This window comes from Actinomadura chokoriensis (genome assembly GCF_039529475.1).
In the GTDB taxonomy this organism is placed as follows: domain Bacteria; phylum Actinomycetota; class Actinomycetes; order Streptosporangiales; family Streptosporangiaceae; genus Spirillospora; species Spirillospora bangladeshensis.
Window position 1 is genome coordinate 73,590 of the sequence record NZ_BAAAMW010000026.1, and the last position, 14,590, is coordinate 88,179.

14 protein-coding genes are annotated in these 14,590 nt (G+C 73.2%); 8 read left to right on the forward strand and 6 right to left on the reverse strand.

Annotated elements, in window-relative coordinates:
- The first annotated feature begins 190 nt into the window (after nucleotides 1–190).
- On the forward strand, nucleotides 191–1,048 hold the full coding sequence (vph, locus tag ABFX46_RS36360; protein WP_428831351.1) for a viomycin phosphotransferase: 858 nt from the start codon (nucleotides 191–193) through the stop codon (nucleotides 1,046–1,048).
- Nucleotides 1,049–1,535: 487 nt separating this feature from the next.
- Nucleotides 1,536–2,984: a DHA2 family efflux MFS transporter permease subunit gene (locus ABFX46_RS36365; RefSeq protein WP_346048519.1), complete on the forward strand. Its 1,449-nt coding sequence runs from the start codon at nucleotides 1,536–1,538 to the stop codon at nucleotides 2,982–2,984.
- 140 nt (nucleotides 2,985–3,124) lie between these two features.
- Here ABFX46_RS36365 and ABFX46_RS36370 read toward each other — a convergent pair whose 3' ends face one another.
- Both ABFX46_RS36370 and ABFX46_RS36375 read right to left on the reverse strand, forming a co-directional pair.
- On the reverse strand, nucleotides 3,125–4,660 hold the full coding sequence (locus ABFX46_RS36370) for an AMP-binding protein (protein ID WP_346048520.1): 1,536 nt from the start codon (nucleotides 4,658–4,660) through the stop codon (nucleotides 3,125–3,127).
- A gap of 55 nt (nucleotides 4,661–4,715) precedes the next feature.
- The gene (locus ABFX46_RS36375; protein ID WP_131944820.1) at nucleotides 4,716–4,946 is read right to left on the reverse strand and encodes a DUF397 domain-containing protein; all 231 of its coding nucleotides are present in this window, start codon (nucleotides 4,944–4,946) and stop codon (nucleotides 4,716–4,718) included.
- A 193-nt stretch (nucleotides 4,947–5,139) separates the two neighbouring features.
- Between ABFX46_RS36375 and ABFX46_RS36380 the strand changes: the two genes are divergently transcribed.
- Nucleotides 5,140–5,817 carry an ATP-binding protein gene (locus ABFX46_RS36380; RefSeq protein ID WP_346048521.1) on the forward strand — a complete coding sequence of 226 codons (678 nt, stop codon included), beginning with the start codon at nucleotides 5,140–5,142 and terminating at the stop codon, nucleotides 5,815–5,817.
- Here the strand turns inward: ABFX46_RS36380 and ABFX46_RS36385 are convergent.
- A complete protein-coding gene (locus ABFX46_RS36385; RefSeq protein ID WP_428831349.1) occupies nucleotides 5,750–7,156 on the reverse strand; it encodes an alpha,alpha-trehalose-phosphate synthase (UDP-forming) in 1,407 nt (468 codons plus the stop codon). The two genes, ABFX46_RS36380 and ABFX46_RS36385, sit on opposite strands and share 68 nt — an antisense overlap.
- 284 nt (nucleotides 7,157–7,440) lie before the next feature.
- The gene (locus tag ABFX46_RS36390) at nucleotides 7,441–7,899 is read right to left on the reverse strand and encodes a DoxX family protein (RefSeq protein ID WP_346048524.1); all 459 of its coding nucleotides are present in this window, start codon (nucleotides 7,897–7,899) and stop codon (nucleotides 7,441–7,443) included.
- A gap of 114 nt (nucleotides 7,900–8,013) precedes the next feature.
- Between ABFX46_RS36390 and ABFX46_RS36395 the strand changes: the two genes are divergently transcribed.
- Both ABFX46_RS36395 and ABFX46_RS36400 read left to right on the forward strand, forming a co-directional pair.
- The gene (locus ABFX46_RS36395) at nucleotides 8,014–8,475 is read left to right on the forward strand and encodes a MarR family winged helix-turn-helix transcriptional regulator (RefSeq protein WP_346048525.1); all 462 of its coding nucleotides are present in this window, start codon (nucleotides 8,014–8,016) and stop codon (nucleotides 8,473–8,475) included.
- Nucleotides 8,476–8,484: 9 nt separating this feature from the next.
- The gene (locus ABFX46_RS36400) at nucleotides 8,485–9,549 is read left to right on the forward strand and encodes an FAD-binding protein (RefSeq protein WP_346048526.1); all 1,065 of its coding nucleotides are present in this window, start codon (nucleotides 8,485–8,487) and stop codon (nucleotides 9,547–9,549) included.
- Here ABFX46_RS36400 and ABFX46_RS36405 read toward each other — a convergent pair.
- On the reverse strand, nucleotides 9,525–10,049 hold the full coding sequence (locus tag ABFX46_RS36405) for an HD domain-containing protein (protein ID WP_346048527.1): 525 nt from the start codon (nucleotides 10,047–10,049) through the stop codon (nucleotides 9,525–9,527). The two genes, ABFX46_RS36400 and ABFX46_RS36405, sit on opposite strands and share 25 nt — an antisense overlap.
- 43 nt (nucleotides 10,050–10,092) lie before the next feature.
- A complete protein-coding gene (locus ABFX46_RS36410) occupies nucleotides 10,093–10,611 on the reverse strand; it encodes a YbaK/EbsC family protein (protein WP_346048573.1) in 519 nt (172 codons plus the stop codon).
- Between the two features lie 107 nt (nucleotides 10,612–10,718).
- On the opposite strand from ABFX46_RS36410, the gene ABFX46_RS36415 reads away from it, so the two are divergent.
- Genes ABFX46_RS36415 through ABFX46_RS36425 form a run of 3 tightly spaced genes read left to right on the forward strand, consistent with a single transcriptional unit; the run spans nucleotide 10,719 to nucleotide 14,589 of the window.
- Nucleotides 10,719–11,411, forward strand: coding sequence for a FadR/GntR family transcriptional regulator (locus ABFX46_RS36415; protein WP_346048528.1), 693 nt, complete (start codon nucleotides 10,719–10,721; stop codon nucleotides 11,409–11,411).
- Complete coding sequence (locus ABFX46_RS36420; RefSeq protein WP_346048529.1) at nucleotides 11,408–12,784, forward strand: hypothetical protein; 1,377 nt, start codon at nucleotides 11,408–11,410, stop codon at nucleotides 12,782–12,784. Before ABFX46_RS36415 ends, ABFX46_RS36420 begins: the two co-directional genes overlap by 4 nt.
- A 5-nt stretch (nucleotides 12,785–12,789) precedes the next feature.
- On the forward strand, nucleotides 12,790–14,589 hold the full coding sequence (locus tag ABFX46_RS36425) for a GMC family oxidoreductase (RefSeq protein ID WP_346048575.1): 1,800 nt from the start codon (nucleotides 12,790–12,792) through the stop codon (nucleotides 14,587–14,589).
- Nucleotide 14,590: the final 1 nt, after the last annotated feature.

A 14,590-nucleotide genomic window follows, 5' to 3' on the forward strand; every position in this document is an offset into this window, starting at 1 on the left:
CAACCCCAGGAAGGAGAACCATCGGGGCCCCTGGAACCCCGCCCACCCGACGCGACAGTCGGGCCCCACCGCTGACCCGCCACCGAAAACGAAGAATCGGTCCGGTCGCTCCCCGACCCAACCGACCTCACGAAAGATCGAGGCTAGGACCCTGACTGGATAGGTTCGTAGGGTGGGTGGTTGGACGGGGATCCGTACGACTCATCGCGACTTGCTGACCCGTCTGTTGCCCGACGACGACCCGGGCGGCCTGGTGGTGCGTCAGGGGCAATTCCACATCGTGGTCATTGGCGCCGACCGCGTCGTGTGCCTGCCTCGGACCCCGGCGGCGGCCGCGCGGCTACCCGAGCGGGCGGCCGTGCTTCGCACGCTCGCGGCCCTCGGCCTCGGCTTCCGCACGCCTGAGCCGTTGTCGCAGGGCGGCGCCGCCGGCACGGGCCAGCGGCCTTTTCTGGTGCTCAGCCGCATTCCCGGGGAACCGTTGGACGCCGACGCGCTCCATGACGTCCGCGTGGCAGACGCCGTGGCGGTGCAGTACACCGCGCTACTGTCCGGCCTGGCCCGTGCCGGCGCCGACGAGGCGGTCCGGGCGGTCATCCCCCAGACACCGGCAGGCCGCTGGCACCTGTTCGCGGAGGACGTGCGTGCGGAGCTGTTCCCGCTCATGTCCGGCGGCGGGCGGCTGCGGGCCGAGCGGGAACTCTCGGCGCTCGACGGACTTCCTCATGTCACCGGGGCCGTGGTGCACGGTGACCTCGGGGCCGAGAACGTCCTGTGGGAGTGGACGGACGGCCTGCCGCGCCTCTCCGGAGTGCTCGACTGGGACGGCGTCGCCCTAGGCGACCCGGCCGAAGACCTCGCCGCCATCGGCGCCAGTTACGGCCGCGAACTGCTGGAGCGAGTGCTCGCCCTCGGCAACGCGTCGGGCAGCGGGCTCCTCGCCCGCATCGCGGCGATCCGCGGCACGTTCGCTCTGCAGCAGGCCCTCTACGCCGTCCGCGACGGCGACGTGGAGGAACTCGCGGACGGCCTGACCGGTTACCGCTGACCCCGGTCCGCGTCCCGGATGGCGGGGCGAATTGTCGTGATTGCGTGACTACTTTCCGTGCGCCGACGCAGGTGAGGCGGCCCGGCGGCGAGGGCGCGGTGAGTTGTCCGATCCGTGGCGATGAGTTCTCGGCGCGGCGGGGGTCCATACGCCCAGCGCGAAGGGAGGAGTGCGGTGTCGCGTGTGTCACATCTCGTTGACCTCGACTGCGGTCGAGGTCACAGGGTGGAGCCCGGGGAGCTGGGGGGATCTGTCGGACCCCGCTGGAATACTCCCGGAGCGCGCGAAGTTTAACGGTTCGCGAAAGTGTCAGTCGCTGCAGTATTTTTGCGACCTACCCCCTGAAAACGTGCCCACGGTCCTGCGTGCCCGCGTGCGGGCCCTGACGATTGGAAGAGAGTTGACCGCTCCCGCGTCTCAAGCGACGGCGGATGGCCCACTGAAGCAACCCGACGCCGGCGGTGGTCTCGACCGCGGTGTGCTGGCCGTGGCCGGGGTCGTCGTCCTCGGCGCGATCATGTCCATCCTGGACGTGACCGTCGTCAACGTGGCCATCAACGACCTGGCCAAGGAGTTCAACACCTCGCTGGCGACGATCCAGTGGGTGGCGACCGGCTACACGCTGGCGCTGGCCACGGTCATCCCAGTCACCGGGTGGGCGTGTGCGAGGTTCGGCACCAAGCGCCTGTACATGGTGTCGATCCTGCTGTTCGTGCTCGGCTCGACGCTCGCCGGCCTGGCGTGGTCGGCCGAGTCGCTGATCCTGTTCCGGGTGCTGCAGGGCCTCGGCGGCGGCATGATCATGCCGGCCGGTATGACGATCATGACCCAGGCGGCCGGGCCACAGCGGGTCGGCCAGGTGATGAGCATCGTCGGCGTGCCGATGCTGCTCGGGCCCATCCTCGGCCCGATCATCGGCGGGTACCTCGTCGACGACGTGTCGTGGCGCTGGATCTTCTTCATCAACCTGCCGATCGGCATCGTCTCGCTGTTCCTGGCGGCCAAGATCCTGAAGAAGGACGAGCCGAAGCCGGCGGAGCGGCTCGACCTGCTCGGCCTGCTCCTGCTGTCGCCCGGTCTCGCGTCCCTGATCTACGGGGTCGCGAAGGGCGCCGAGTCGCGCGACTTCCTGAAGACCGAGCCGCTGGTGTTCACGGTCGTCGGCGCCGTGCTGATGGTCGGGTTCGTGATCCGGGCGCTGCTCGCCCGCAGCCCGCTGATCGACCTGCGGCTGCTCAAGCGCCGGTCCGTGGCGGCGGCGTCCGGCACGATGGTGATGTTCGTGACCGCGTTCATGGGCGCGATGCTGCTGCTGCCGCTGTACTACCAGGTGGTGCGCGGTGAGGGCGCGATGGCGTCCGGCCTGCTGCTGGCCCCGCAGGGGCTCGGCGCGATGGTCACGATGCCGATCGGCGGCAAGCTCACCGACCGGATCGGGCCCGGACGCGTCGTCCTCGGCGGCCTGGTCGTGGTGGTGGCGTCGGTGGCCGCCTTCGCGGCGGTGCTGCAGGGCGACACGTCCTACTGGACGCTCGGCACGGTGCTGTTCGTGATGGGGCTCGGCATGGGCCTGACGATGATGCCGACGATGGCCGCGGCCATCCAGACCCTGGCGCACGACGAGGTGCCGCGGGCCAGCACGATGCTGAACATCATCCAGCAGGTGTCGGCGTCCATCGGCACCGCGCTGATGTCGGTGCTGCTGGCGAACCAGCTCACCGCCAAGCTCGGCGGCGGGGCCGGCGGCGAGATCGGCAGCTCCGAGAAGGTGCCGCCGGCGATCATGGAGAAGATCGCCGGGCCGATGGCGGACGCCTTCCAGCACACCTACTGGTACGCGGTCGCGCTGATCGCCCTGGCGTTCCTGCCCGCGCTGCTGCTGCCGCGCAAGAAGCCGGAGACGCCGGCGGTCGACGCCCCGATGCCGATGCACTGAGCCCTCGCCCCGCCCGGCGCCGCGACCGATACCGCGACCGGCACCGGGCGGGCAGGGCCCGCACAGGACGTCTCCGGCGCGTTCAGGCCCCGGCCGGTCCCCGAGTGGGACCGGCCGGGGTTTCGCCGTTCACGGCCCTCTCAGGCCGTCGCGGAGGGCCTCTCCGACCAGTACTCGTCCTTCAGCAGCCGCTTGTAGAGCTTCCCGGTCGGGTGCCGGGGCAGCTCGGGACGGAAGTCGATCGACCGCGGGCACTTGTAGTGCGCGAGATGGTCGCGGCAGTACGCGATCAGCTCGGCCTCCAGGTCCGGGCCGGCGGCGTCCATGGACAGGGGCTGGACGACGGCCTTGACCGCCTCCCCCATCTCGGCGTCCGGGACGCCGAAGACCGCGACGTCGGCGACCTTGGGATGCACCGCGAGGACGTTCTCCGCCTCCTGCGGGTAGATGTTCACCCCGCCGCTGATGATCATGTAGGCGCGGCGGTCGGTGAGGTAGAGGAAGCCGTCCTCGTCGACGTAGCCGACGTCGCCGAGGGTCGTCCAGCCGCGGCCCCGCGGGTCGCGGGAGGCGGCCGTCTTCTCCTCGTCGGCGTGGTACTCGAACTGCGGGCCGTTGCCGAAGTAGAGCGTTCCGGGCTCCCCGGCCGGCAGCTCGTTCCCGTCCTCGTCGCAGACGTGGACCTCGCCCAGGATGGGACGCCCGACGGTGCCCTTGTGGGTGAGCCAGTCCGCCGAGTTGGTGTAGACGAAGCAGTTGCCCTCGGTGCCGGCGTAGTACTCGTGCAGGATCGGGCCCCACCAGTCGATCATCCGCTCCTTGACCGGGACGGGGCAGGGCGCGGCGGCGTGCACGGCGCAGGCGAGCGACGACACGTCGTAGCGGGCCCGGGTCTCGTCCGGGAGCTTCAGCATCCGGATGAACATGGTCGGGACCCACTGGCTGTGCGTGACGCGGTACTTCTCGATGGTGGCGAGGGCCTGCTCGGGGTCGAACCTCTCCATCACCACGACGGTCGCGCCGAGCCGGTGGAAGATGAGCGAGTACCGCAGCGGCGCCGCGTGGTAGAGCGGCGCGGGCGACAGGTACACCGAGTCGGCGTCGGCCGCGAACAGGGTCGAGATGAGCATGTAGAGCGGCCCGGCCTCGCCCATGGGCGCCTTGGACAGCGGCGGCTTCACGCCCTTGGGGCGGCCCGTCGTCCCGGACGAGTAGAGCATGTCCATGCCCTCGCACTCGTCCTCGATCGGGGTGGCCGGGTAGCGGGCGACGCGCTCCTCGTAGGACGCGTAGCCGGGGGCCGTGCCGCCCAGCATGAGGCGCAGCGGCACGTCCGGCGCGGACTTCGCGGCCGCCTCCACCGACGCGCTCGCGATGAAGACCTTGGCCTCGCAGTTGGCCACGATGTAGGCGAGCTCTTCGGGCTGGAGCCGCGAGCTGATCGCGGTGTAGTAGAGCCCGGACCGCTGGGCGGCCCAGGCGATGGCCAGGTAGAGCGGATGGTTCTCCAGCATGAACGCGATGTGGTCCCCCGGGCGCAGCCCCTCCGCGCGGAGCAGCTGCGCGAGCCGGTTGGACTCCTCGTTCAGTTCCCGGAAGGTGACGACCCGCCCGGAGCCCGCCATGATCACGGCGGGCTTGTCGGGCGTCTGAGCTGCGATCTGCCCCAGGTGCATGGCCGCAACCTACCGGGCCGGACCGTCGAATGGAATGTCGTTCGGTTTTCTGCCGTCAGACGAGCATGTGGTCGAAGTCACCGTCCTTGGCTCCGCCCACGAAGGCCTCCACCTCCTCGCGCGTGTAGACGAGGATCGCTCCCTCGGGGTCCCGGGAGTTGCGCACGGCGATCTCCCCGCTGGGGAGTTCGGCCATCTCGACGCAGTTCCCGGACGGGTTGCTCCGCCTGCTCTTCTGCCAGACGAGCCCGCTGCGCCGGACGTCCGACATGTGGTGGCCGTCCATGTCTGCCCCCTCTAGGCGTCTTGGTCTCCCCGCGGGGAGACCGCGATCTCGCCCCACCCCACACAATGGTACGAGATGCACGTGCATTCGTTCTTGCATTCGTTCATGCAGACGGTCTTGCATCTGCACGGCTTGGGGAGCAAGATAGCGAACGCTCACCGGTGACCACTCCGCACGCCTCTGAGGTTTGACCATGACCGTTGACCAGGCAGACGACGTCGCAGCCCCCGCCGCCATGGGGGGCCGCCGGACGCGGCACGCCGCCGCGGTGCACGCGCCCTGGCCGGACGCGGCGCCGATGCCGCCGGCGCCGAACGCGCCGGCGAATCCGCACCCGAGCTCCCCGGTGGCCGTGCCCGGCCTCGCCGGGCTCTGGCCCGCCCCGCACGGCGGCACCCCGCGCACCGCGCGCCGGGTGCTCCCGGCGGAGATCACCGCGCCCCGGGCGGCGCGCGAGTTCACCCAGGCCACGCTGGACGAATGGGGCGCGGGCGGCGACGCCGGCGACGTGGTCGTGGCGGTGTCGGAACTGGTGACGAACGCGCTGCGGCACGGCCTGGAGGGGCTGCCTCAGCCGCTGCCGCTGTGCCCGATCCAGCTCGTGCTGGTCGGGCACCCGCGGCGCCTCGTCGTCACGGTGACGGACCCGTCGGGACGCGCGCCCGAGCCCGTCCCGGCCGACCCCGACCGCTTCGTCGAGGGCGGCCGCGGCCTCGTCGTCGTCGGCGCGATCAGCGACGCGTGGGGCTGGGCGCGGCTCGCCACCGGCGGGAAGGCCGTCTGGGCGGCCTTCGACCTGCGGATCAGCCCTCCGGCGGCACCGGAGCACGCTCCGCGGGCCGGGACCGCTCCGGATTCTCCAGCTCGCTGAGGAACGCCTGGGCCCAGCGGTCCACATCGTTCTCGATCACGCGGCGGCGCATCGAGCGCATCCGCCGCGCCTGGTCGGCGGGCTCGGCGTCCAGCGCCGCCAGCAGCGTGCCCTTGAGCCCGTCGATGTCGTAGGGGTTCACCATGAACCCGCCGCGCTTCAGCTCGGCCGCGGCGCCGGTGAACTCGCTCAGCACCAGCGCGCCGCGCAGGTCCTTGCGGCACGCCACGTACTCCTTCGCGACGAGGTTCATGCCGTCCCGCAGCGGGGTCACCACCATCACGTCCGCCGCCAGGTAGAGCGCGGTCAGCTCGGGGCGGTCATACGAACTGTGCAGATAGTGGATGACCGGAAACCCGATCTCGCCGTGCTCGCCGTTGATCCGGCCGACCAGCTGCTCGATCTCCTCGCGGAGCAGCTGGTACTGCTCGACCCGCTCCCGGCTGGGCGTGGCGATCTGCACGAACACCGCCTGGCCCGGCTTGAGGTGGCCGTCCTCGAACAGCTCCCCGAACGCCTGCAGCCGCTGCGTGATGCCCTTGGTGTAGTCGAGCCGGTCGACGCCGAGCAGGACCGTGGCGTCGCCGAGGTCGGCCCGGATCTCCTGCGCCCGCTCCTGGACGTCCTGCCGCCCGACCAGGTCGTTCAGCTCGCCGACGTCCACGGAGATGGGGAACGCGCGGGCCCGGACGACGCGGTCGTCCCAGAAGACGTCCTGCTTGATGTAGCGGGCGTCCAGCAGCCGCCGGCACAGCCGCACGAAGTTGGCCGCCGCGCCGGGCAGCTGGAAGCCGACCAGGTCGGCGCCGAGCAGGCCCTCCAGTATCCGGCGCCGCCACGGCAGCTGCCAGAACAGCTCGACGGGCGGGAACGGGATGTGCAGGAAGAAGCCGATACGCAGGTCGGGCCGCAGCTCGCGCAGCATCGACGGGACGAGCTGGAGCTGGTAGTCCTGCACCCAGACGATCGCGTGCCTCGCCGCGACCTTCGCCGCCGCCTCCGCGAACCGCTTGTTCACGCGGACGTAGGCGTCCCACATCGCGCGGTCGTACACCGGCGGCGCGACGACGTCGTGGTAGAGCGGCCATAGCGTCGCGTTCGAGAAGCCCTCGTAGTAGAGCTCGACCTCCTGCGCGGACTGGGTGATCGGGTGGAGGGACATGCCGTCCTCCTCGAACGGCTCGATCTCCTCGTCCGGCGCACCCGTCCAGCCGATCCAGGTGCCCTGCCGCCGGCGCATCACCGGGGCGATGGCGCTCACCAGGCCGCCGGGGCTGCGCCGCCAGCGCGGCACCCCGTCCGCTCCGACGATCCGGTCGACCGGAAGCCGATTGGCCACCACAACGAACTCACTACCGCGCGACACCTGCGACCCGCCTCTCCAGGAACCCCTCAGCGATCACTCATGCCCAAAAACGGTCATCAGGAACATCTTGTCACTTCGACGCTAAGGAGCGGGGGGCTGAAAAGGCGGGTGTCAGGCGGCCGGGAGGACGCGGCCGGGGGTTTGGAGCGGGCCATATTCCTTTCCCGCCAGGTGACCGGCGCTGACACCGCCGTCACGGCACCCCGGCCGCGTACCCGAGAGTTATCCAGATCACATCGGCGGGCCGGGCGCGCCGGTCAGGCGGGTACGGACTGCCGCTCGGGCCGGGGTTCGCGGCGGCGCCCCCACAGGACGGAGTCCACGGAGAAGCGCCCGGCGCCCGTGAAGGCGAACAGCAGGCAGACGGCGCCGAGGACGAGCACGTACTCGTAGCCGCCCTCCTGGTTGAACAGCCCCTTGCCCATGTGGACGTACCAGAAGGCCCCGGCCATGTCGAGGGCGATGAGCACGCCGGCGAGCGGCACCAGGACCCCGGCGATGAGCGCGATGCCGCCGAGCAGCTCGACCCAGGTGCCGTAGACGGCGGCGAGCCCCGGCAGCGGGATGCCGAGGTGCTCGAAGGACTGCGCGACGGCCGCGTGGCCCTCGTCGGCGAGCTTCTGCCAGCCGTGCGCGACGAAGACGGCGCCGACCGCGATCCTGCCGAGGAGCAGGCCGGTGTCGGGCAGGGCGGGGTGGCGGCGGGGTGGGAGCATGCCTCGTCTCCTCCAACTCGGGGCTTTCGGAACTAGCGGAACGCTAGCAAGATGATTCAAATTCAGACCATTTAGAAACTTCAAGGGTGTTTTCATGCCAACTAGAATCACCGTATGAACGAAGCGGGGGACGTCCTGGAACCACGCGAGCTGCGCGCATGGATGGCCTTCCTCGCCGCGGGCCACCTGGTCGACCACGAGGTCGAGCGGCAGCTCAAGCGGGACGGCGGGCTGTCGCACGCCGAGTTCGAGGTGCTGGTCAGGCTGCGCTCCGCCGCCGACCGCCGGCTGCGCATGTCGGATCTGGCGCGGGAGGTGATGGTGTCCAAGAGCCGCCTCACCTACCAGGTCACCCAGCTCGAACGGGCCGGGCTCGTGAAGCGGACGGGCTGCCCGTCGGACCGGCGCTCGGTGTGGGCCGAGCTGACCGACGACGGCGCCGCCGCCCTCGACCGCGTCCGTCCCGGCCATCGCCGCGTGGTCCGCGAGGCGCTCATCGACGTGCTGACGCCGGCCGAGATCGACCTGCTCGGCGACGCCCTCACCCGCGTCGCCGACCGCCTCCGCGACCGCTGACGGGCCGCCGTGCGCGACTTCGGGGGCATCGTGGAGCGCTCACCCGCGCGGGTCGTCCGGCCCGCGTCGCCGGAGGAGGTCGCCGCCGCCGTCCGGGACGCCGCCGCGCAGGGCCTGGAGGCGGTCCCCCGCGGCACCGGTCACTCGACGTTCGGCCAGTCGCTGACCACCGGCGTCTCCCTCGATCTGCGCGGGCTCGCGGGCGTCCGCGAGGTCGGCGAGCGGCACGCGTCCGCCGGCGCGGGGACGACCTGGCGGGAGGTCCTCGCCGCGACGCTGCCGCTGGGCCTGGCCCCGCCCGTCCTCACCGACCATCTGGACATGACAGTCGGCGGGACGATCTCGGCGGGCGGCATCGGCGGGACGTCCCACGTGCACGGCACGCAGGCCGACAATGTGCTCGCCCTGGAGGTCGTCACCGGCGGACGGGTCCTCACCTGCTCCCCCACGGAGCGCCCGGACCTGTTCGACGCCGTCCGCGGCGGACTGGGCCGCCACGGCGTCATCACCAGAGCGACACTGAGCCTGGTCCAAGCCCCGGAGCGCGTGCTGTCGTGCACGATCCCGTGCCGTGACGCGACCGACCTCCTCCGCGTCCAGCGCGAGACAACGGCGGACTACATCTCGGGCCGGACCAAACCGTCCGACGGCGGCTGGCGGTTCGAGGCCAAGGCCGTCCTGTACGGGGACGACGGCGAGCCGCCGCCCGGCACCACCGAGACCGAGAGCCTCACCTACCTCGACTTCGCCGACCGGATGCGCCCCGATGTCGCGGAACTGGTCGCGCTCGGCGAGTGGGCCCGCCCGCACCCGTGGGCCATGGTCTTCCTGCCCGCACCGCACGCGGCCGCCGTGATCGAGTCGACGCTGGCCGAGATGACGGCGGCCGACCTGGGCCTCAGCGGCGTGATCCTGGTCAAGGCGCTCCGCAGCGGAACGGTCCTGTTCAGCGTCCTGCGCACGGCCTCACCGGGCTGCGCGTCCGTAGCGGAGATGCTCGCCGCCAACCACCGCCTCCTGGCCCGCGCCCGTGCCGCCGGCGGCACCCGCTACGCCGTCGACTCGACGGAGTAAGCGCTCTGGAAGGCGAGCCGCTCGTCGGCACCGGCGGCAAGACGGCCGCAGACGTCGTCCAGGTCCATGAAGACCTGCCACTTCTCCGCACCGGACGCGGCGGCGAGCACGTCCACGACGCGCTGCTCCAGACCGGTCACGCGCTTGGCCTTCCAGACCTTGTCCGCCAGGCTGACGAGGAGATCGTCGAGACCGATATCCGGTTCCTCCCAGGACGCGTGCGTGCGCGCGAACCTGGCCAGCCGCTCCTCGACGCCGCGCTCGCGGAGCAGGGCGTAACCCGCTCGCTCATGCTCGGAGCCCGGCCCGGACAGTTCGGCTGGGTGCAGTGCCTTCCCGATGTCGTGCGTGGCCGCGCCGAACAGCACCGCCTCCGCGTCCACGGCGAGCGACGGGTACCGCTCGCCGGCCCAGGCGACCAGGTCGGCGGCGACGTCGTGCACCATGCGCAGGTGCGCGATGAGACGGGGCGGGGCGTGAAGCCCGGTCAGCAGGCGCACGACCCGCTCCGGCAGAGGCCGCGGGCCCGGGTCTGTTAGCGGGTCAGAGGGCAAGGGCCAGGAGTTCGGCGGTGGGGAGGGTTGTCAGGGCCTTGCCGGGGAGGAGGATCTTCGATTTGCGGAGGCCGCTGCCTATGACCACGCGCGGGGCGGCGGCCACGGATTCGTCCACCAGGATCGGCCAGGTCTCGGGGAGGCCCACCGGGGTGATGCCGCCGTACTCCATGGAGGTGAGCGACGTCGCGTCGGCCATGGGCGCGAACGAGACCTTGCGGGCGCCGAGGTGCTTGCGGACGACGCCGTTCACGTCCGCGCGGCCGGTGGCGAGGATCATGCAGGCGGCGTAGGAGACCTCGCCGCCGCGCTTGGCGGCGACGACCACGCAGTTGGCGCTGGCGTCGAGGGGGACGCCGTAGCGCTCGCAGAACGCGGCGGTGTCGGCGAGTTCCGGGTCGATCTCCGCGACCTCGGCCCCGGGGACCGCGCCGATCGCGGCGGCGACGGGCGCCGCGAGGAGGTCGTGCCGTTCGTCCGCCGGTCCCCAGTCGAGCGTGCCGAGCATGTGCGCGTTCCCCTTTCGTTCTCCGGGTGTCCAGCCTGCCACGGTCTTGACGCCGGGACGTCCGGCGTGGTCCAGTGGCTGAGCCACTGGACCTCTGGAGGTGCCCCGTGCCGTCCTCGCCGATCCCCCGCGACACCGTCGTCGACTCGCTCGTCGACCGGCTGCGCGACGACGTGCTGAGCGGGCGCTACCCGCCCGGCTCCTACCTGCCGCCGGAGCGGGAGCTGGCCGCGGGCTACGCGGTCACCCGGACGTCGCTGAAGCACGCGATCGTCCGGCTCGCGCAGCTGGGGCTGCTGGAGACGCGGCACGGGGTGGGGACGCGGGTCCGCGACTACGAGCGGCTCGGCGGGCCCGAGCTGCTGCCGATGCTGGTCAGCACGGTCGGCCCGGCCTGGATGGTGGAGATCTTCGAGGTGCGGCGCGAGGTCGGCGCGCAGGTGGCGGCCAAGGCGGCGGCGAACGCGACGGACGCGCAGCGGGCGCGGCTGCGGGAGCTGGAGGCGGAGGTCCGCGAGGCGGCGGACGGGGACGCCGCGCAGCTGGCCGAGTGCGAGATCCACCGGGTCATCGCGGCGGCCACCGGCAACCGCGTGTACGGGTTCATGGTCAACGCCCTGCTGAACGCCTACATGGCCGTCCGGGAGGGGTTCACGCACGCGTTCGCCGACCCGGCCGCCGCGGCGGACCGCCTCGCGCCGCTGGTCCGCGCGCTGTGCGACGGCGACGCCGAGCGCGCGCGGACGGCGGCCGCCGCCTACTTCGCGGAGACCGAGGCGATCATGCTGGACGCCCGATGAGCACCCGCCGCACGACGTTCAGCGAGGTCATGGAGGGGACCCTGCGGCTCGCGGGAGAGGAGCGCGGTCGGCCGATGCGGCTGGAGCTGGACGTCGACCTCCCCGAGGTGCTGCGTCCATGGGGCGACACGGAGGGTGCGCTCACCGGGCGCGTCGCCGTGCCGGGGTGGGCGGACGATCCGGCCGCGTCCGGGCGGTTGCGCGTCGCGCCGGTGGCCGCCCGGCGGATCCGCTACACGATGGACTTCACGGCCGCCGACGGGCGGCGCCTGCACCTGGACGGCTGGAAGTCGGTCTCGGCGCGGCGGCCCGTCCGGTCGATGACATCGCTGCCGCTCACGGTGACGGACGCGGACGGGACGGTCGTCGGCGAGGCGCGGCTGCGGTTCCATGTGCGCCGGGACCTCGCGGCGTTCCTGGCGAGCTTCCGCGTCCCGGCGCGGGAGACCGATCCGATGCGGTCGCGGTGGCGGGGGCAGGCGGGGCGGCTGGAGGTCTGGTACACGACGCTGACCGATCCGGCGACCGGCACCGGCGTGTGGCTCCACCACGAGCTGGTCGCGGCGACCGGGGGCGGGGTGCGCGCGCACGGCTGGGCCGCGGTGTTCCCGCCCGGCGAGACGCCGGTCCTCGGGCGGTTCGGGCCGTACGAGTGGAGTCGTCCCGAGGACGCCGCGTTCGCCGCCGGGCCCGTCGTGCAGACCGGCGACCGGCTCACCGGCACGGCCGGGCCGGTCTCCTGGGACCTGCGCGAGTCGGGCGGCGGGCGGCCGATCCACACGTTCCCGCGCTGGGCGTGGGAGCGGGAGCTGTTGCCGGCGGCGCAGATCGTCCCGAAGCCGGCGGCCGCCTACGACGGCGTGGTGCGGTTCGGCGGCCGGGTCCTGGAGCCGGCGGGGGCGCCGGGCGGGTCCGCCCGGATCTACGGGCACGGGAACGCGCGCCGGTGGGCGTGGCTGCACGCCGACCTCGGCGGCGGGGACGTGTGCGAGATCGTGGCGGCCGTCTCGACGCGGCCGGGGCTGGACCGGCTGCCGCCCCTGCCGTTCGTCCGGCTGCGGGTGGACGGGCGGGACTGGCCGTCCGGCGACCCCCTGCTCGCGGCGCTCCGCATGCGGGCCGACATCGGGCTGCCGGTATGGACGGTCCGGGGTCGGATCGGCGACCGGCTGCTGCGCGTCGAGGTCTCCCAGCGGCCGGAGGAGACCGTCGCCGTCGACTACGCCGACCCCGACGGCTCCCCCGCCGTCTGCCACAACTCCGAGCGGGCCGACGTGCGGATCGTCCTGGCGCGCCGGGCCGGGCGCTCCTGGCGGACCGAGCGCGCCTGGCGGCTCGACGGCACCGGGCACGCGGAGGTGGGGCTGCGGTGAGCGCCATGGCCGGGACGATCGCGGTGCTGCTCGGCATCGAGGACGAGACCGAGCTGGCCCGCGTCACCGCCGGCGCCGAGGCCATCGCGCGGACGCTGCCCGGACCGGCGCGGCTCGGGCTGGCCGCCGGAGCCGGGACGCTGGACGCGCTGTCCCGCCTCACCACCGGCCGCCCCCTGGAGGGGCTGGACGCGGGCCGGAGGGACGCGCTCTGCGCGCTGCTGGCGTCCCGCGCGGCCACCGCCCGGGTCGTCGAGGCGGTGAAGATCCCGCTGCTGCTCGCCGCCGGGACCGCGCTGCTGCCCGGCCCGCCGGAGCCCGAGGGGCCGGTGCGTCCCGACGCCGCGCTGGACTGCACGCCGTCCGGCGAATGGCCGGCCTGCGCGACGGCGGACGCCGTCGTGATCGGGTCCGGTGCGGGCGGTGCGATGGCGGCGCGGACCCTCGCCCGGCGCGGCATGTCGGTGGTGGTCCTGGAGGAGGGGCGCCGGTTCACCGTCGCCGAGTTCCGGGCGCGCCCGCCGCTCGACCGGTTCCTCGACCTGTACCGGGACGGCGGTGCGGCGGTGGCGCTCGGCCGCCCGCCCGTGCTGCTGCCGGAGGGCCGCGCGGTCGGCGGGACGACCGTCGTCAACAGCGGCACCTGCTACCGGACGCCCGGACGCGTCCTGCGGCGCTGGGCGTCCCTCGGCGTCCCGGTCGAGGACTTCGGCGCGGATCTCGACGAGGTCGAGGCCACGCTGCGGGTCGCGCGGCAGCCGGCCGGGCCGCTCGGCCGCAACGGGCTGCTCGCGCTCGCGGGCGCCGAGCGGCTCGGCTGGCGGGCCGCGCCGCTGCGCCGCAACGCACCGGGCTGCCGGGGCAGCGCCCAGTGCGCCGTGGGGTGCCCCCACAACGCCAAGTACGGCGTGCATCTGAACGCGCTCCCCCAGGCGTGCGAGGCGGGCGCGCGCATCGTGACCCGTGCGCGGGCCGAGCGGATCCTGGTCGAACGCGGGACCGCCACGGGCGTGCGCGCGCGCCGCCCGGACGGCACGTCCTTCGAGATCCTCACGCCCCGGGTCGTCGTCGCGGCCGGCGCCACGCAGACGCCCCTGCTGCTGCGGCGCTCGGGTCTCGGCGGGCATCCGGAGCTCGGACGCGGCATGGCGGTCCATCCCGCGACCAACATGGCGGGGCGCTTCGCCGAGCCCGTGGACTCGTGGTCGGGCGTGATGCAGAGCGTCGGCATCGAGGAACTGCACGGCGACGGCATCCTCATCGAGGCGACGGCGGCGCCGCCGGGCATGACCTCGTTCCCGCTGCCGGGCATCGGCCGGCACCTGCGCGGCGAACTGGACGGCGCCCGCCGTCTCGGCGTGCTCGGCGCGATGATCGCCGACGCGCCGTCCGGCCGGGTGCACGGCTCCGGGCACCGCGCGCTGCTCCGCTACGACCTCGCCCCGCGCGACGCCGGGCGCCTCCGGCGCGCGATGGTCGCGATGGGGCGGGTCCTGTTCGCCGCCGGGGCCGAGGAGGTGCTGACCGGGCTGGCCGGGACGCCCGTCGTCCGGGACGAGGACGGGCTGGCCGAGGCGGTCGCGGCGGCGCCGCGCGCCGGCCTGCACCTGGCCGGCTTCCACCCGACCGGGACGGCGAAGCTCGGCGCCGACGCGGGCGCCGCCCCCGCCGACCCGGCCGGGCGGCTGCGGGGCGTCCGCGGCGTGCACCTCGCGGACGCCTCCGTGCTGCCGACGTGCCCCGAGGTGAACCCGCAGCTGACCGTCATGGCGACGGCGCTGCGGATCGCCCGGGGCATCAGGTGAC